Consider the following 17,282-nt stretch of genomic DNA (forward strand, 5'->3'; position numbering starts at 1 on the left):
CCCGGACCCGGACCCGGATCAGCGCGTCGCGAGGAGGACGACCAGCAGGACCGCGCCGATCGCGGCGGGCGCGATGATCTCGTAGGCCCAGCGGACCGTGACACCGCCCTGCGCCCCGGCCCGGGCGGCCCCGCGCTCGGCCAGCTCGCGCAGCTCGTCCACGACCTTGTCGGCGCCGGCCCGCTGCGGCCCGGCGGCCGCGCCCTCGGGCTTCTGCACCTGAAGGCCCTTGCCGGTCAGGCCGCCGCGGCGGCTGAACTGCTGCCGGTTCGCCTTCTTGCGCTCCCGCAGCGAGACGGGCACCGACCACAGCTGGAACTTCCGGCCCTCCGCGAGCACCTCGGCGGAGTAGCCGGCCCGTACCGCGTCCACCGCGGCCCAGGGCAGCACGATGGTCCGGAAGGGGTTGCGGATCCGCAGCCGGTCGTCGTTGGCGAAGACGGCGGCGCGCAGCGTGAACGCCACGATCAGCGGTACGGCGCAGAGCGCGACGGCCAGCGCGGTCCAGCGGGTGGCCCCCGTCCCGCGCACCACGGCGTCGCCGCAGAGCCACGCGGCCAGCGCGAGCAGCAGCACCCCGGTGATCACTGCCATGGGGGAGCGGTAGACCCGGTCGTCGTAGACCGGCTCGTCGGTGGGCTGCTGGCTGCTCATGCGCCCGATTGTGCCTCACGCCGTCTCAGCCCACGAGATCGGCGTACAAGATGATGTTGTCCGGGCGGTGACCTGCGGTGATCTCGCCGCCGCAGGTGATCACGCGGAGTTCCGGCCGGGTGGTGTTCCCGTAGACCTTGGCGGTGGGGAACTCCGATTTGTCGACCTGCTCCAGCTCGCGCACCCGGAAGACGGCGGAGCTGCCGTCCGCGCGGGAGACGGTGATCTCGTCGCCGGTGCGGACCTTGGAGACGTCCTTGAGCACGGCCGGGCCGCGCGCGGTGTCGAAGTGGCCGATCAGCACGGCGGGCCCGGTCTGGCCGGGGGTGACGCCCTTGGTGTACCAGCCGATCTTGTCCCCGTCCGCCACGGAGGGCACCTCGACGGTGCCGTCGGCCTCCAGGCCGAGCCGGAGCACCGGGGAGGCGTCGACCCCGGCCGCGGGAATCCGTACGCGGACGGGCTCCGAGGCGGGCAGCGGCGCGGCCGCGCGGGCGGTGGAGGCCGGGGCCGGGGCGGCGGAGCCGGCGGCGATGTGCGCCGGCGCCGCCGAGCCCGACGCGGCGGGCTCCGCGGCGGGAGCGGTACCGCTGCAGCCGCCGACGGCGGCCAGGGCGAGCAGCGCGAACGCGAGGGCGGGGCCGCGGCGGGCGGCGCGGGAGCGGCGGGGCGGGTGGGTCGGGCGGGGCATGGGGGAGCTCCTGAACGGAAACCGGCGGGCCACCGCGAGGGTGACCCGCCGAAGGGGCAGGGGGAGGCGTGTGCGCGGAGGGCGGAGCGTCAGCCGTGGTTGCGGCGACGGCGCAGGACGCCCGCACCGAGGGCGGCGACGATCGCGACCAGGCCGGCGCCCGCCGCCAGGGTGGTGCTGTCGTCGGTGTCCGCGACGGTCTCGACCGGGAGCTCGGCGCCCGCCGCGACCGCGCCCTTGGGGACCACGGCCGTCTGGGCCCGGACCGGGGTCTGCGCCTGGGTCTGGGTCGTGACGCCGGTCGTGGCGGAGTTCGGCTTCGGCGCGGGCTTGGCGCCGGTCTGCTCCTGCGTGACCTTGTAGTTCAGCTCGCAGCCCTTGGGGAGCGAGGGGAAGGAGGTCCGGCCGAGCGGGGTCCCGCCGCCCTGGGTCTGCCACTCGAAGACCGGCTTGGAGCCGCTCGCGTTCACGATGCGGGCGATGATGCCGTCCGACTTGTTCAGCGCGGGGAAGTCGCGGTCCAGGATCCGCCAGAAGGTGTCCGAGCCGGAGGAGCGCAGGACGACCTTCGGGCCGTTGGAGGACATGTACAGCTCGGCGGTCGTGCCGGCGCCTATGTCCTGGATCTTGGCGTCGGCCGCGCAGGTCTGTCCGGCCTTGCCCTTGGGCAGCGGGTAGGACTTGGCGACCCCGTCGGTGGTGACGACGAGCACTGGGGCGGTGGTCTCCGCCTTGGTGAGCTTGAAGGACGCCCCGAATGCCGAGTCGGTGGTCTGCTGGCGGTCCAGCACGGTCAGGACGCGCGACATGTAGTCGTCGCCCGGCTTCCACTGCGGGCCGACGGCGCGGATCCAGGCCTCGGGGCCCTCTGCCCGGTTGCGCAGCACCGCGACCATCCCGTTGCCGATGTAGACGGCCTGGCCCGCGTAGCGGCCGTTCTCCGAGGGGGCCGGGGCGGCGGCCTTGCCCTTGGGCAGCGGGAACGAGGTGGTGACGCCGTTCTCGAACACGGTGAGGACCGGCTCGGCCGTCTCCGCCTTGGTGAGGGTGAAGACCGTGCCCTGGACCGACTGCTCGGTGTGCCCCCGGCCGAGGGACGCCAGCGCCTTCGGGCGGGTGGTGCCGTCCTCGTTCACGATGAAGATCTTGACGGCAGGGGCCTCGGTCGCGGAGTTGATCATGTCTGCGACCAGGTGCTTGTTGATGACGACCCGCTTGGCCTGGGACGCGGCCGCCTTCGTTGACGTCACTGCCCGCGGTGCGGGCGCCGCGAAGGCGGAGCCGGCGGCGGGGACGAGCATCGCGCCGGCGAGGGCGGCGGTGACGATCGAGGTGCGGAGGGCGGTACGCATAACGACTCCTGAAGCGTGGGTGAGGAAAGTGGAGGAGAGTCGCATGCCGCGTTGAGTCTGTTCGGTCTTTTTCACCGGGTCAGGTGTGGCGGGCTGCTGAAGAGAAATCTATTGATCGTTTACGGCCGGAGGATGCGCTTCCTGTCACCGGATCGTCACAGCGAATGATTCTACGACCGGGAGGAGATTTCGGCTGATTTCAGGGGTGGGGGTGACAGGCCGCTACGCGCGTAGATATGCTCATGTGGTGACCATGCCCACCACCCTCCCCGCATTCGCTGACGTGACGACGTCCGACAGCGCACTGCGCCGCTTCCTTCACGGGCTCCCCGGCGTCGACGCCGTCGGCCTGGAGGCTCGCGCGGCCGCGCTCGGCACTCGCTCGATCAAGACCACGGCCAAGGCGTACGCCATCGACCTGGCCATTTCGATGATCGACCTGACGACGCTTGAAGGCGCGGACACCCCGGGCAAGGTCCGGGCGCTCGCCGCCAAGGCCGTCCATCCCGATCCCATCGACCGCACGACGCCCACGACCGCCGCGGTCTGCGTCTACCCCGACATGGTGGCCACCGCCAAGGCGGCCCTGAACGGGGCGGACGTCAAGATCGCCTCCGTCGCCACCGCCTTCCCGGCGGGCCGTGCGGCCCTCCCGGTCAAGCTGGCCGACACCCGGGACGCCGTCGCCGCCGGAGCCGACGAGATCGACATGGTCATCGACCGTGGCGCCTTCCTCGCCGGCCACTACCTCGACACCTACGAGCTGATCAAGGCCGTCAAGGAGGCGTGCGTCCGCGAGGACGGCACCGCCGCCCGCCTCAAGGTCATCTTCGAGACCGGCGAGCTGTCGACCTACGACAACATCCGCCGCGCCTCCTGGATCGGCATGCTCGCGGGCGCCGACTTCATCAAGACGTCCACCGGCAAGGTCGGGGTCAACGCCACCCCCGCCAACACCCTGCTCATGCTCGAAGCCGTCCGCGACTTCAAGGCGCAGACCGGTATCCAGATCGGCGTGAAGCCGGCCGGCGGCATCCGCACCACCAAGGACGCGATCAAGTTCCTGGTCCTGGTCAACGAGACCGCGGGCGAGGACTGGCTGACCAACCACTGGTTCCGTTTCGGCGCCTCCAGCCTGCTGAACGACCTGCTGATGCAGCGCCAGAAGCTGAGCACCGGCCGCTACTCCGGTCCCGACTACGTGACGGTGGACTGATCACCATGGCATCTGTTTTCGAGTACGCACCCGCCCCCGAGTCGCGGTCCGTCGTCGACATCGCGCCCTCCTACGGGCTCTTCATCGACGGCGAGTTCACCGACGCCGCCGACGGCAAGGTCTTCAAGACCGTCTCGCCGTCGTCCGAGGAGGTCCTCGCCGAGGTCGCCCAGGCCGGCGCCGCCGACGTGGACCGCGCCGTCAAGGCCGCCCGCAAGGCCTTCGAGAAGTGGTCCGCGCTGCCCGGCTCCGAGCGCGCCAAGTACCTCTTCCGCATCGCCCGGATCATCCAGGAGCGCAGCCGCGAGCTGGCCGTCCTGGAGACCCTGGACAACGGCAAGCCGATCAGGGAGACCCGCGACGCGGACCTCCCGCTGGTCGCCGCGCACTTCTTCTACTACGCGGGCTGGGCCGACAAGCTCGACCACGCGGGCTACGGCGCGAACCCGCGCCCGCTCGGCGTGGCCGGCCAGGTCATCCCGTGGAACTTCCCGCTGCTGATGCTCGCGTGGAAGATCGCCCCGGCGCTCGCCACCGGCAACACGGTCGTCCTGAAGCCCGCCGAGACCACCCCGCTGTCCGCGCTGTTCTTCGCGGACATCTGCCGCCAGGCCGGTCTGCCCAAGGGCGTCGTCAACATCCTCCCGGGTTACGGGGACGCGGGCGCGGCCCTCGTCGAGCACCCGGACGTCAACAAGGTCGCCTTCACCGGCTCGACCGCCGTGGGCAAGAAGATCGCCCGCCACGTCGCCGGCACCGACAAGAAGGTCACCCTGGAGCTGGGCGGCAAGGGCGCCAACATCGTCTTCGACGACGCCCCGATCGACCAGGCCGTCGAGGGCATCGTCACCGGCATCTTCTTCAACCAGGGCCAGGTCTGCTGCGCGGGCTCGCGCCTGCTGGTTCAGGAGTCGATCCACGACGAGCTGCTGGACTCCCTCAAGCGCCGCCTCTCCACGCTGCGCCTGGGCGACCCGCTCGACAAGAACACCGACATCGGCGCGATCAACTCCGCCGAGCAGCTCGCCCGGATCACCGCGCTCGCGGAGACCGGCGAGGCCGAGGGCGCCGAGCGCTGGTCCCCGGCGTGCGAGCTGCCGTCCTCCGGCTACTGGTTCGCCCCGACGCTGTTCACCAACGTCACCCAGGCGCACACCGTCGCCCGCGACGAGATCTTCGGCCCGGTGCTGTCCGTGCTGACGTTCCGTACGCCCGACGAGGCCGTCGCCAAGGCCAACAACAGCCAGTACGGCCTGTCCGCCGGCATCTGGACGGAGAAGGGCTCGCGCATCCTCGCGGTCGCCGGCCAGCTCCGCGCCGGTGTCGTCTGGGCCAACACGTTCAACAAGTTCGACCCGACCTCGCCCTTCGGCGGCTACAAGGAGTCGGGCTTCGGTCGCGAGGGCGGCCGCCACGGCCTGGAGGGCTACCTCGATGTCTGAGTCGTCGTCGGCGCGTCTGAGCGTCTTCAAGACCTACAAGCTGTACGTCGGGGGCAAGTTCCCCCGCTCCGAGAGCGGCCGGGTGTACGAGGTGACCGACTCCAAGGGCAAGTGGCTGGCCAACGCCCCGCTGTCCTCCCGCAAGGACGCGCGTGACGCGGTCGTCGCGGCCCGCAAGGCGTTCGGCGGCTGGTCGGGCGCGACCGCGTACAACCGCGGGCAGATCCTCTACCGCGTCGCCGAGATGCTGGAGGGCCGCCGCGAGCAGTTCGTCCGCGAGGTCGGCGAGGCCGAGGGGCTGTCCAAGTCCAAGGCCGCGGCGGTCGTGGACGCGGCCATCGACCGCTGGGTCTGGTACGCGGGCTGGACCGACAAGATCGGCCAGATCGTGGGCGGGGCCAACCCGGTCGCGGGCCCGTTCTTCAACCTCTCCACCCCGGAGCCGACCGGCGTCGTCACGGTCGTGGCCCCTCAGGACTCGTCCTTCCTGGGCCTGGTCTCGGTGATCGCCCCGGTCATCGCGACGGGCAACACGGCCGTCGTGATCGCCTCGGAGAAGGCGCCGCTCCCGGCCCTCTCCCTGGGCGAGGTGCTGGCCACCTCCGACCTGCCCGGCGGCGTGGTCAACATCCTGTCCGGCAAGGCCGGCGAGATGGGCCCGCACCTGGCCTCGCACCAGGACGTCAACGCGATCGACCTGGCGGGCACCGACGCGGCGCTGGCCAAGGAGCTGGAGATCGCGGCGGCCGACAACCTGAAGCGCGTCCTGCGTCCACAGCCTGTGGACGACTGGAGCGCCGACCCGGGCACGGCCCGCATGACGGCGTTCCTGGAGACCAAGACGGTCTGGCACCCGACGGGTTCGCTGGGCGCGGGCGGGTCTTCGTACTAGACCCGGATCGAAGTCCCGGATCGAAGTCCCGGATCCAAGACCCGGATCCATGACCGGATCCGGACCCGGATCCGGATCCGGTCATGGAAGAGCAGGCCCCGGTGGCGTCCCCCGCGCCGCCGGGGCCTTTTCCGTGCCCGCGCCCGGCAGGGCCTAGTGCTGTGACCCGCCGGCGGCGCCCGGGAGCAGCGGGCCGAGCAGCGAGGACGCGGCGGCGGCCGGCAGTTCGCCGACCGAGGGGCCGCGGGTGAGGGCGCCGGTCACCATGCCGGTGCCGAGGGCGGGGAAGTCCGCGACCTTGGTGCCGACGCCGTTGTCCAGCGGGTCCACGCCGGTGTTCGCGAGGGGGTTCACCTTGAGGTTCGCGATCGGGTCGGTGACCCCCGCGAGCGCCGCCGGAACCGAGAGTTCACCGGCCTGGGCGCCGCCCGCGGCCATCGCGAGCGCGGCGCCGGCCATCGAGAGCGTGAGGCCTGCGGAGCGCAACGTGGAGGTGTGCGGAGCTGCGTGACGTGCCATGGGTTTCCCGCCTGTGGTCGTAGTCGCGTGCGCACGCAGCGTAGTTGAGGTGTGATCCTGGATACCAACCGGGCGCCGGTGGCATCCCCTGCGCGGGGGAATGGTTCACACTGGTGTCCCGTGAGCTCCTCCTCTCCTTTGCCTACGCGTGTCGTTCTTCTGACCGGTCCCTCGGGATCCGGCAAGTCCTCGCTGGCGGCCCGCTCGGGCCTGCCCGTACTGCGCCTGGACGACTTCTACAAGGAGGGGGACGACCCGACCCTCCCGCTGGTCGAGGGGAGTTCGGACATCGACTGGGACTCCCCGCTGTCCTGGGACGCGGACACCGCCGTCGCGGCGATCGAGGAGCTGTGCGCTTCCGGCCGTACGCAGGTCCCGGTCTACGACATCGCGACGTCCTCGCGGACCGGGGCGGAGGCGCTGGACATCTCCCGGACGCCGCTGTTCATCGCCGAGGGGATCTTCGCGGCCGACATCGCCGCCCGGTGCCAGGAGCTGGGGCTGCTGGCCGACGCGCTCTGTCTGCGGGGGCGGCCGTCCACGACGTTCCGCCGCCGGCTGGCGCGCGATCTGCGCGAGGGCCGCAAGTCGGTCCTGTTCCTGCTGCGGCGGGGCCTGCGGCTGATGCGGGCGGAGCGCGGCATCGTGGCCCGCCACGCCGCCCTGGGCGCGCACCCGTGCGGCCGGGACGAGGCCCTCGGCCGCCTCGCCGCCGCGGCCGCCGGCCGCCACCGCGCGACCCCGGCCGCGGCTTAGGTCCTGGCTCAGGCCGTCTCTTGGTCGACGGCCAGGCGGGCCAGGAGGGATACCGCGGCCTCGATGGGGGCCGGGGCGAAGAACCGGGCGTCGACCTCTTCCACCGCCGCGATCGCGCGGGGGGCCAGGTCGGCGCCGAGGGCGGTGACGCGCAGCCGCTTGGCGCGGGTGTCGGCCGGGTCCACCTCGCGTTCGATCAGGCCCTTCTTCTCCAGGGTGCGCAGCACCTGGGAGGTCATCTTCACGTCCGTGCCCGCCTGACGGGCCACGGCCAGCTGGTTGGGCCGCTCGCCCTGCCCGTTCAGCCACCAGGTGCACGCGAGCAGGACGAACTGCACGTGCGTGAGGTCGAGGGGGGTCAGGGCCGCCGCGATGTCACGCTGCCAGCGCAGCGTGACGTGCCACAGCAGGAATCCGGGGCTCTCTCCGGGCTTCACCGCGCCGCGAGCTCCACGAGCGCGGCCATCGTCTCGGGCCAGTCCGCCGTGATGCCGGGGCCGATCTGCGGCCCGGCCTCCTCCGCGCCCTCGCCGCTGATCTCCATCCGGTAGAGCACCCGCGTGCGGTCCTCGCCGAGCGGGACGAGGCGGTGGGTGGTGCGCAGGACGAGCCCCCCGAAGCGGGCCTCGTCGGTGAAGTGTTCGCCCTCGCCGAGCGCGGTGACCCGCAGGAGCACCGGGTCCTCCCCGGGCGGGGTCATCGCGATCTCGGCGCCTTCGGCGAACGGGCCCCGGAGTTCGATCTTCTCGATCCCGCCGTTCCAGGCGCCCCAGTTCTCCACGTCGCTCCAGAGCCGCCAGATCGCCCCGCGGTCGGCGTCGGTCTCGACGGCGTGCTCGTACTCCCACATGGGGGCCTCCTTGGACCAGAAGTTCATCTGCGAAGAGATTATCTCTGCGGAGACTATTCGTCCAGTCGTCACCACCGGGCCCGCGCATGCGAGAAGGCGGGACCCCGGCCCCCCGGCCGCGTGGTCCCGCCTTCTCTTTCCCCCGCCGTGACCCCCGTCCCACCCCCGTAGGACGGTCCCCCTGGCCCCGTGGTCCGGTTACGCGACGAGCTCCTCGAAGGACTCCGCCTCGTCGCGCCCGAAGCTCAGCGCCTCGTCCTCGCGCAGCCGCCGCAGCGACCGCCAGATGCTCGACTTCACCGTGCCGACGCTGATGCCCAGGATCTCCGCGATCTCCGGGTCCGTGCGGCCCTCGTAGTACCGCAGCACCAGCATCGTCCGCTGCGGCTCCGGAATCCGGGTCAGCGCCTGCCACAGCACCGCGCGCAGCTCCGTGCCCCGCATCGCGTCCGTGTCGGAGGCCGTCTCCGGCAGCTCCTCGGTCGGGTACTCGTTCAGCTTCCGCCGGCGCCACGCGCTGATGTGCAGGTTCGTCATCGTGCGCCGCAGGTAGCCGCCCACGGCCGCCTTGTCGCTGATCCGGTCCCACGCCCGGTACGTCGAGAACAGCGCGCTCTGCAGCAGGTCCTCGGCCTCGTAACGGTCACCGGTCAGGTGGAAGGCCGTCGCGTACAGGGCGGCCCGGCGCTCCCGGACGTACGCCGTGAACTCGGCCTCCGAGGCGGAGGACGGGGCCGGCGCGGGCAGCGGCGCGACGGAGGAGGACTGGTACGTGTTCGCGTCGATGGCCACTACGTGTGCCGCGCGGGGACGGGTGACCGTCGCCGTACGGACACCTGCCCGGCGGTTCACATCGTGCAGCCGCGTGACAACCGCGCTGGTGGTGGTGCTGTGCAGCGTGTTCATCTCGCGCCCCCCGTCGTGGAGTCTGCTCTGGTTCGGTGTGGTGCTTGGTGCGTTGAGTAGAAGCCTGCCCCCGGGAGATAACCGGGTTGTCCGCCGACTGTCACAGCACTGTCACAGGCACCCCGGAAGCCCCGCCGCGCACGCGGGTACAAGTCCCAACGGGCGATGGGACAGAATGAGCCCGTGCCTTTTCTGCTGCTGATCGAGGACGACGACGCCATCCGCACGGCCCTCGAACTCTCCCTGTCTCGCCAGGGCCACCGTGTGGCCACCGCGGCGACGGGTGAGGACGGCCTGAAACTGTTGCGCGAGCAGCGGCCGGACCTGATCGTGCTGGACGTCATGCTGCCCGGGATCGACGGCTTCGAGGTGTGCCGGCGGATCCGTCGCACCGACCAGCTGCCGATCATCCTGCTCACCGCGCGCAGCGATGACATCGACGTGGTGGTCGGCCTGGAATCGGGCGCCGACGACTACGTGGTCAAGCCCGTCCAGGGCCGGGTGCTCGACGCCCGGATCCGGGCCGTGCTGCGCCGCGGCGAGCGCGAGGCGAGCGACTCCGCCACCTTCGGGTCCCTCGTCATCGACCGCTCCGCCATGACCGTGACCAAGAACGGTGAGGACCTCCAGCTCACCCCGACCGAGCTGCGGCTGCTGCTGGAGCTCAGCCGGCGGCCCGGCCAGGCGCTCTCCCGGCAGCAACTGCTGCGGCTGGTGTGGGAGCACGACTACCTCGGCGACTCCCGGCTCGTCGACGCGTGCGTGCAGCGGCTGCGCGCCAAGGTGGAGGAGATCCCGTCCTCGCCGACCCTGATCCGTACCGTGCGCGGCGTCGGCTACCGGCTGGACTCCCCGCAGTGATCCGAGCCCTGTTCGCGGGCCGGCGCTGGACCAGCCTGCGGCTGCGGCTCCTCGTCGTGTTCGCCCTGGTCGCGCTGACGGCCGCCGTCTCCGCCTCCGGGATCGCCTACTGGCTCAACCGCGAGGCGGTCCTCACCCGCGTCCAGGAAGCCGCCCTCGGCGACTTCCGCCAGGAGATGCAGAACCGGGCCGCGGCGCTGCCCGGCGACCCGACGCCCGAGGAGATGCAGCGCACCGCCGAACTGATGGCGGGCAGCAGCCCCGGGTACAGCGTGCTGCTGGTCGACGAGCGGGGGGACGGCCGCAAGGTCTTCGGCGCGGCCGGTCCCGACTCCTTCGGGCTGGACGACGTACCCAAGTCCCTCCAGCACGCGGTGAACGACCGGCAGAAGACGACCACGGCCAACGACGCCGAGTACCACGTGTACTGGCAGCGGACGAAGCCGCAGGGCAACCCGTACCTGGTCGGCGGGACGCGGATCGTGGGCGGCGGGCCGACCGGCTACATGTACAAGTCCCTCGCGCAGGAGCGGGACGACCTGAACGCGCTGGGCTGGTCGCTGACCATCGCGACGGGCCTCGCGCTGCTCGGCTCCGCGCTGCTCGCGCAGGCCGCGGCCCGGACGGTGCTCAGGCCCGTACAGCGGCTCGGTGACGCGGCGCGGCGGCTCGGCGAGGGCGAGCTGGACCACCGGCTCGACGTGTCGGGGACCGACGAACTCGCCGACCTGTCGCGGACCTTCAACAGGACCGCGGAGGCGCTGGAGAAGAAGGTCGCCGACATGAGCGCGCGGGAGGAGTCCAGCCGGCGCTTCGTCGCGGACATGTCCCATGAACTGCGCACGCCGCTCACGGCGTTGACGGCGGTGGCCGAGGTGCTGGAGGAGGAGGTCGACGACCTCGATCCGATGATCGCACCGGCGGTGGCGCTGGTCGTCAGCGAGACGCGGCGCCTGAACGACCTGGTGGAGAACCTGATGGAAGTCACCCGCTTCGACGCGGGGACGGCGCGGCTGGTGCTGGACGACGTCGACGTCGCCGACCAGGTGACGGCGTGCATCGACGCGCGGGCCTGGCTCGACGCCGTCGAACTCGACGCGGAGCGGGGCATCATGGCCCGGCTCGACCCGCGCCGGCTCGACGTCATCCTCGCCAACCTGATCGGCAACGCGCTCAAGCACGGCGGTTCGCCGGTGCGGGTGTCGGTGACGGTCGAGGAGGAATGGCTGGTCATCGCGGTCAAGGACAACGGTCCGGGCATCCCTGAGGAGGTCCTGCCGCACGTCTTCGACCGCTTCTACAAGGCGAGCGCGTCGCGGCCGAAGTCGGACGGGAGCGGGCTCGGCCTGTCGATCGCCATGGAGAACGCGCACATCCACGGCGGAGACATCACGGCCGCCAACGCGGCGGAGGGCGGGGCGCTGTTCACGCTGCGGCTGCCGGTGGACGTGGGGAAGGTGATCGCCGGTGAGGTGGACGCGTAGGGCGCTGTCCGGGGTCGTGCTGGCGACGCTGGCGTACGGGACGTCCGGCTGCGGCATCCGGGCCACGACGGTCCCGGTCGACGTGGGCCCGGCGCCCTCGCGGGTGTCGTGCGACACCCCGGAGGCGCCGTCCGGCGCGCAGAGCGGGGTCCAGGGGTTCCGGGCCACGGTGGAGCTGGTCTGCGGCTCGCAGCTGGTCGGTGTGGAGCGCGTCGTCCCGGTGCCGGAGAAGCGGATCGCCCGCGACCCGGTGGTGCTGGCCGCGCAGGCGCTGCTGGAGGCGCTGGAGCGGACGCCGTCCGCCGGGGAACGGGACGCGGGGTTCACGACCGGGGTCCCGGGCGGGCTGACCGTGGCCCCGCCGCGGACCGGCGACCCGGCGGGGACGCTGCGGCTGAGCCGGCGGCCGGAGGACCTGCCGCCGGTGGCGCTGTCGCAGATCGTGTGCACGCTGGCCGGCAGCGAGGCCGTGGCGGCGGGGCCGGGGCCGGTGGTGCTCGGCGGGCCCGACGCGGATCCGCCGCGGGCGTGGGAGTGCACGGACGCCGTCCGCTCCCGGCCGGAATCGGTCCCGACCCTGGGCGACGTGGTCCGCCCGAAGCCGACGGCTTCGTAACCGGACCCCGCGCCTCAAACGCCGGCGGGGCCGGAGCCGCCCGGCCGGCGCGGGTCCGGGCGGCGCGGGTCCGGGCGGAGTCCGGGGAACGGTGGAAGGGCGGGGCGGGCAGTGGCTCCGCGCAGCGGTGGGCCGCCGGGTGGCGGCCCGGGAACGGGGTCGGCCCCCTGAGGCGGGCTCAGGGGGCCGATGGGCGTCCGGTCCGGCGGACGGGCCGGGCCGGGCACCGGCTGCGGGATCCGGCGGGCGGGACCGGGTCGGCGGTGGAGCCGGGGGTACCCGCCGGGCGCGCGGGGGATCAGATGCCGGCCGCGGCCGCCAGGTCCTTCTTGATGGCGTCCAGGACGTCCTGGCCCCGGCCGCGGGCCGGGGTGAGGTCGGCGGCGTCCGCGACCGGGACCACGACCTCCAGGTAGCACTTCAGCTTCGGCTCCGTGCCCGACGGGCGGACGATCACCCGGGCCTTGTAGTCGCCGTCCAGGTAGTACCGCAGGCCGTCCGTCGGGGGCAGCGTCGCCGTCCCCCGGGCGAGGTCCTCCGCCGAGACGACGCGCAGGCCCGCCAGGGACGCCGGCGGCCGCGTGCGCAGCGCCGCCATCGCGTTGGCGATGACCGACAGGTCCGAGACGCGGACCGACAGCTGGTCGGTGGCGTGCAGCCCGTGGGCCATCGCCAGGTCGTCCAGCAGGTCGGTCAGCGTGCGGCCCTGCTCCTTGAGCTCCGAGGCCAGCTCCGCCACCAGCAGCGCTGCGGTGATGCCGTCCTTGTCGCGGACGCCCTCGGGGTCCACGCAGTAGCCGAGCGCCTCCTCGTAGCCGTAGCGCAGGCCCTCGACGCGCGAGATCCACTTGAAGCCCGTGAGGGTCTCCTCGTAGCCCACGCCCGCCGCTTCCGCGATCCGGCCGAGGAGGGAGGACGAGACGATCGACTCCGCGAAGACGCCCCGGGCCCCCTTGTGGACCAGGTGGGCCGCCAGCAGCGCGCCGACCTCGTCGCCCCGCAGCATCCGCCAGCCGCCGTCGGCGGTCGGGACCGCCACGGCGCAGCGGTCCGCGTCCGGGTCGTTCGCGATGACGATGTCCGGGCCGGCCTCGGCGGCCTTCGCGAAGGACAGGTCCATCGCGCCCGGCTCCTCCGGGTTGGGGAAGGCGACCGTCGGGAAGGCCGGGTCCGGCTCCGCCTGCTCGGCCACCAGCACCGGGGTCGGGAAGCCGGCGCGGGCGAACGCCGCCATGACGACGTCCTTGCCGACACCGTGCATGGCCGTGTAGACGGTCCGCACGCCCCGGGGGGAGCCGGGGGTCAGGACCGCGTCCGTACGCGCCAGGTAGGCCTCCAGGACCTCGTCACCGAGGTCCTCCCAGCCGGACTCCGGGCGGGGGACGGAGGCGAGCGAGTCGATGCGCGCGATCTGCGCCGCGATCTCCTCGTCCGCCGGGGAGACGATCTGCGAGCCGTCGCCGAGGTAGACCTTGTAGCCGTTGTCCCGGGGCGGGTTGTGGCTCGCGGTCACCTCGACGCCGGCGACGGCACCCAGGTGCCGTATGGCGTACGCGAGGACCGGCGTCGGCAGTGGCCGGGGCAGGACGGCCGCGCGCAGCCCGGCGCCGGTCATGACGGCCGCGGTGTCACGGGCGAAGTCCGCGGACTTGTAGCGGGCGTCGTAGCCGACGACGACCAGGCCGTCGGCGTGCCCCTGGGCCCGCAGGTAGGCCGCCAGGCCCGCCGCCGCGCGGATGACCACGGAGCGGTTCATCCGCATCGGGCCCGCGCCGATCTCGCCGCGCAGTCCGGCGGTGCCGAACTGCAGGGTGCCGGAGAAGCGGTCCGCGAGTTCGGCGGTGTCGCCGGACTCGATGAGCTTGGCGAGCTCGTCCGCCGTCTCCTGGTCCGGGTCCTCGGCCAGCCAGGCCTGGGCCCGGGTGATCAGGTCGTCCTGTTCCTGCACTACTTCCGCCTTGTCTCTCGTACGGTGCCGGTGCCTGTGCCGTGTCAGATGCGGGCGAGCACCTGGGTGAGCAGCTTGCCCATGCGCGCGGCCGAGTCGCGGCCGGCCTGGAGCACCTCTTCGTGGTTCAGCGGCTCGCCGGAGATGCCCGCCGCCAGGTTGGTGACCAGCGAGATGCCGAGCACCTCGGCGCCGGCCTCACGGGCGGCGATGGCCTCCAGCACGGTGGACATGCCGACCAGGTCGGCGCCCATGACGCGGATCATGTTGATCTCGGCCGGGGTCTCGTAGTGCGGGCCGGGGAACTGGACGTAGACGCCCTCTTCGAGGGTCTCGTCGATCTCCTTGCACATCGCGCGCAGGCGGGGCGAGTAGAGGTCGGTGAGGTCCACGAAGTTGGCGCCGACGATCGGCGAGGTCGCGGTGAGGTTCAGGTGGTCGCTGATCAGGACGGGCTGGCCGGGGGTCATGCCCTCGCGCAGGCCGCCGCAGCCGTTGGTCAGGACGACGGTCTTGCAGCCGGCGGCGACGGCGGTGCGGACACCGTGGGCGACGGCGGCGACGCCGCGGCCCTCGTAGAAGTGGGTCCGGCCGAGGAAGAGCAGCGCACGCTTGTCGCCGATCTTGTACGAGCGGATCTTGCCGCCGTGGCCCTCGACCGCGGGGGGCGGGAAGCCGGGCAGCTCGGTGACGGGGAACTCCGCCTCGGGCACGCCCAGCGCCTCTGCGGCGGGGGCCCAGCCGGAGCCCATGACGAGGGCGACATCGTGGGTTTCGGCGCCGGTCAGCTCACGCAGACGGGCGGCTGCGGCGGTGGCGTCGGCGAAGGGGTCGGTAACAGATGCGTTCACGCTGACGAGCGTAACCGAGCATTGCCTACGCGCGTAGATGGCGCAGCTCACGGTGTTCGGATCGTTGCCTTGTCGTTTCCGCCGAAACGTCCCTCCGCGTTCCCCCGGCGTCAGCAGGGGCGCTTGCGCACCTCCATCACGTAGTCGTGCGGGGCGCCCGCGGATTCGGCGGCGTCGGCGATCTCACCGAGGTAGCGGGCCGAGGGGAGCCCGCCCTCGTAGCCGTTGAGGACGTAGCACCAGGCCGCCTCCTCGCCGTCCAGGGTGTGGACGCGGATGCGCATGCGGCGGTAGATGTCCAGCCCGACGCCCTCCCACCGGTCCATGGAGTCCTCGTCCAGCGGCGCGATGTCGTACAGGGCGACGAAGACCTGGTGGCGCGGGGCTTCGACGATCGTCGCCAGCGCGCCCTCCCAGCCCATCTGCTCGCCGCCGAAGGTCAGCCGCCAGTCGTTGATCCAGCCCGTGCCGCGCAGCGGCGAATGGGGTGCGCGGCGCGTCATCAGCCGCGGGTCGAGGTTGCCGGCGTACGCGGCGTAGAGCGACATGAGACCGAGGGTACGGGAGGGGCGGCGCGGGCGGCGTGTCCGGCCGTCCTCACGGATGGCCGGACCGGGGGAGAAGCACCTTGAAGCGTGCGGGACAATGGAGCACGGAATGCATCCCCCGGGGAGACCCCCGGAAGCCCCGGCCGGGGCGGCAGCCGGCCGGGTAGACGTGAGGCGGAGTTTTCGTGACCCGGATCGTGATCATCGGCGGCGGACCCGGCGGGTATGAGGCGGCCCTCGTAGGGGCCCAGCTCGGCGCGGAGGTGACCGTCGTCGACTGCGACGGTCTGGGCGGGGCGTCGGTACTGACCGACTGCGTGCCCTCGAAGACCCTCATCGCGACCGCCGAGGTGATGACGACCTTCGACTCCTCGTACGAGGAGCTCGGCATCGTCGTCGCCGACGACACCCCGCACATCGAGCAGGCCGCGCGCGTCGTCGGCGTGGACCTCGGCAAGGTCAACCGCCGCGTCAAGCGCCTCGCGCTGGCCCAGTCGCACGACATCACCGCCTCCGTCACCCGCGCCGGCGCCCGCGTCATGCGCGGCCGCGGCAAGCTCGGCGGCCCGCAGGGCATCGACGGCACCCGGGACGTCATCGTCACCGCCGCCGACGGCACGGAGACGATCCTGACGGCCGACGCCGTGCTGATCGCGACCGGCGGCCACCCCCGCGAGATCCCGGACGCGATGCCCGACGGCGAGCGCATCCTGAACTGGACCCAGGTCTACGACCTCGAAGAGCTCCCGGAGGAGCTCATCGTCGTCGGCTCCGGTGTGACCGGCGCCGAGTTCGCCGGCGCGTACCAGGCCCTCGGCTCCCGGGTGACCCTCGTGTCCTCCCGCGACCGGGTGCTGCCCGGCGAGGACCCGGACGCCGCCGCCGTCCTGGAGGACGTCTTCCGCCGCCGCGGCATGAACGTCATCGGCCGCTCCCGCGCCGAGTCCGCCAAGCGGGTGGGCGACCGGGTCGAGGTCACCCTCTCCGACGGCCGGGTCATCACCGGCACGCACTGCCTGATGGCGGTCGGCGCGATCCCGAACACCGGGAACATGAACCTGGAGGAGTCCGGGGTCCGGCTCAAGGAGTCCGGCCACATCTGGACCGACAAGGTCTCCCGCACCTCCGCCCCCGGCGTGTACGCCGCCGGAGACGTGACCGGCGTCTTCGCGCTGGCCTCCGTCGCCGCCATGCAGGGGCGCATCGCGATGTACCACTTCCTGGGCGACGCGGTGGCCCCGCTGAACCTGAAGACGGTGTCGTCGAACGTCTTCACCGACCCGGAGATCGCCACCGTCGGTTACACGCAGGCCGACGTGGACTCCGGGAAGATCGACGCCCGTGTCGTGAAGCTGCCGCTGCTGCGCAACCCGCGCGCCAAGATGCAGGGCATCCGGGACGGCTTCGTGAAGATGTTCTGCCGCCCGGGCACCGGCATCGTGGTGGGCGGCGTCGTCGTCTCGCCGCGCGCGAGCGAGCTCATCCACCCGATCTCGATCGCGGTCGACAACAACCTGACGGTCGAGCAGATCGCAAACGCGTTCACCGTGTACCCCTCCCTGTCGGGCTCGATCGCCGAGGTGGCGCGCCAGTTGCACACGCGGAAGGCCGCCGGGGAGGCCTGATCCCGGGCAACCGCCTTGCGCCGCAGGGGGTTTGGGGCGGGGCCGACCGTGGTGGTGAGAAGTTCACGCAG

18 protein-coding genes are annotated in these 17,282 nt (G+C 72.4%); 8 read left to right on the forward strand and 10 right to left on the reverse strand.

From position 1 onward, the window contains the following. Window positions 1-18 precede the first annotated feature (18 nt). The 3 genes from EES41_RS22580 to EES41_RS22590 form a co-directional block, all read right to left on the reverse strand. Entirely contained in the window at window positions 19-654 is a 636-nt protein-coding gene (locus EES41_RS22580) for a PH domain-containing protein (protein WP_123080060.1), read from the reverse strand. A gap of 25 nt (window positions 655-679) precedes the next feature. After that, window positions 680-1,345: a class F sortase gene (locus EES41_RS22585; protein WP_123080061.1), complete on the reverse strand. Its 666-nt coding sequence runs from the start codon at window positions 1,343-1,345 to the stop codon at window positions 680-682. 89 nt (window positions 1,346-1,434) lie between these two features. Next, a complete protein-coding gene (locus EES41_RS22590; RefSeq protein ID WP_123080062.1) occupies window positions 1,435-2,697 on the reverse strand; it encodes a hypothetical protein in 1,263 nt (420 codons plus the stop codon). Window positions 2,698-2,950: 253 nt separating this feature from the next. Here EES41_RS22590 and deoC point away from each other — a divergent pair, with 253 nt between their 5' ends. From deoC to EES41_RS22605, 3 genes are read left to right on the forward strand one after another with little or no spacing between them, the layout of a single operon-like run. After that, window positions 2,951-3,913 (forward strand): deoxyribose-phosphate aldolase, encoded by a 963-nt coding sequence (gene deoC, locus EES41_RS22595; protein WP_123080063.1) that lies wholly within the window; start codon window positions 2,951-2,953, stop codon window positions 3,911-3,913. A 5-nt stretch (window positions 3,914-3,918) separates the two neighbouring features. Then, entirely contained in the window at window positions 3,919-5,355 is a 1,437-nt protein-coding gene (locus EES41_RS22600) for an aldehyde dehydrogenase family protein (RefSeq protein WP_123080064.1), read from the forward strand. Then, window positions 5,348-6,247, forward strand: coding sequence for an aldehyde dehydrogenase family protein (locus EES41_RS22605; protein WP_123080065.1), 900 nt, complete (start codon window positions 5,348-5,350; stop codon window positions 6,245-6,247). The genes EES41_RS22600 and EES41_RS22605 overlap by 8 nt, the downstream gene beginning before the upstream one ends. Before the next feature lie 153 nt (window positions 6,248-6,400). On the opposite strand, the gene EES41_RS22610 is transcribed toward EES41_RS22605, so the two are convergent. After that, a complete protein-coding gene (locus EES41_RS22610; RefSeq protein WP_123080066.1) occupies window positions 6,401-6,766 on the reverse strand; it encodes a hypothetical protein in 366 nt (121 codons plus the stop codon). 54 nt (window positions 6,767-6,820) lie between these two features. On the opposite strand from EES41_RS22610, the gene EES41_RS22615 reads away from it, so the two are divergent. Further along, window positions 6,821-7,522 (forward strand): uridine kinase, encoded by a 702-nt coding sequence (locus tag EES41_RS22615; RefSeq protein WP_123082634.1) that lies wholly within the window; start codon window positions 6,821-6,823, stop codon window positions 7,520-7,522. An 8-nt stretch (window positions 7,523-7,530) separates the two neighbouring features. Here the strand turns inward: EES41_RS22615 and EES41_RS22620 are convergent, their stop codons facing one another. The 3 genes from EES41_RS22620 to EES41_RS22630 form a co-directional block, all read right to left on the reverse strand. Next, window positions 7,531-7,959 (reverse strand): MarR family winged helix-turn-helix transcriptional regulator, encoded by a 429-nt coding sequence (locus EES41_RS22620; RefSeq protein WP_123080067.1) that lies wholly within the window; start codon window positions 7,957-7,959, stop codon window positions 7,531-7,533. Beyond that, a complete protein-coding gene (locus EES41_RS22625; RefSeq protein WP_214354662.1) occupies window positions 7,956-8,399 on the reverse strand; it encodes an SRPBCC family protein in 444 nt (147 codons plus the stop codon). Before EES41_RS22625 ends, EES41_RS22620 begins: the two co-directional genes overlap by 4 nt. Window positions 8,400-8,570: 171 nt before the next feature. Then, a complete protein-coding gene (locus tag EES41_RS22630; RefSeq protein WP_073795096.1) occupies window positions 8,571-9,278 on the reverse strand; it encodes a SigE family RNA polymerase sigma factor in 708 nt (235 codons plus the stop codon). Window positions 9,279-9,461: 183 nt separating this feature from the next. On the opposite strand from EES41_RS22630, the gene afsQ1 reads away from it, so the two are divergent. Genes afsQ1 through EES41_RS22645 form a run of 3 tightly spaced genes read left to right on the forward strand, consistent with a single transcriptional unit; the run spans window position 9,462 to window position 12,239 of the window. Further along, entirely contained in the window at window positions 9,462-10,139 is a 678-nt protein-coding gene (gene afsQ1, locus EES41_RS22635) for a two-component system response regulator AfsQ1 (protein ID WP_008742024.1), read from the forward strand. Further along, window positions 10,136-11,623: a cell wall metabolism sensor histidine kinase WalK gene (locus EES41_RS22640; RefSeq protein WP_123080068.1), complete on the forward strand. Its 1,488-nt coding sequence runs from the start codon at window positions 10,136-10,138 to the stop codon at window positions 11,621-11,623. Before afsQ1 ends, EES41_RS22640 begins: the two co-directional genes overlap by 4 nt. Then, the gene (locus tag EES41_RS22645; protein WP_037793692.1) at window positions 11,607-12,239 is read left to right on the forward strand and encodes a hypothetical protein; all 633 of its coding nucleotides are present in this window, start codon (window positions 11,607-11,609) and stop codon (window positions 12,237-12,239) included. The genes EES41_RS22640 and EES41_RS22645 overlap by 17 nt, the downstream gene beginning before the upstream one ends. 298 nt (window positions 12,240-12,537) lie before the next feature. Here EES41_RS22645 and EES41_RS22650 read toward each other — a convergent pair whose 3' ends face one another. The 3 genes from EES41_RS22650 to EES41_RS22660 all read right to left on the reverse strand — a co-directional run bounded on the left by EES41_RS22650 (window position 12,538) and on the right by EES41_RS22660 (window position 15,586). Continuing rightward, entirely contained in the window at window positions 12,538-14,187 is a 1,650-nt protein-coding gene (locus tag EES41_RS22650; RefSeq protein WP_123080069.1) for a phospho-sugar mutase, read from the reverse strand. A 44-nt stretch (window positions 14,188-14,231) separates the two neighbouring features. After that, window positions 14,232-15,038, reverse strand: a complete 807-nt coding sequence (locus EES41_RS22655) for a purine-nucleoside phosphorylase (protein WP_008742020.1) — start codon at window positions 15,036-15,038, stop codon at window positions 14,232-14,234. 110 nt (window positions 15,039-15,148) lie between these two features. Next, window positions 15,149-15,586: a gamma-glutamylcyclotransferase gene (locus EES41_RS22660; RefSeq protein ID WP_008742019.1), complete on the reverse strand. Its 438-nt coding sequence runs from the start codon at window positions 15,584-15,586 to the stop codon at window positions 15,149-15,151. A 185-nt stretch (window positions 15,587-15,771) separates the two neighbouring features. Here EES41_RS22660 and EES41_RS22665 point away from each other — a divergent pair, with 185 nt between their 5' ends. After that, complete coding sequence (locus EES41_RS22665) at window positions 15,772-17,211, forward strand: NAD(P)H-quinone dehydrogenase (RefSeq protein WP_123080070.1); 1,440 nt, start codon at window positions 15,772-15,774, stop codon at window positions 17,209-17,211. Window positions 17,212-17,282: the final 71 nt, after the last annotated feature.

This window comes from Streptomyces sp. ADI95-16, assembly GCF_003721495.1.
Taxonomy (GTDB): Bacteria; Actinomycetota; Actinomycetes; order Streptomycetales; family Streptomycetaceae; genus Streptomyces; species Streptomyces goshikiensis.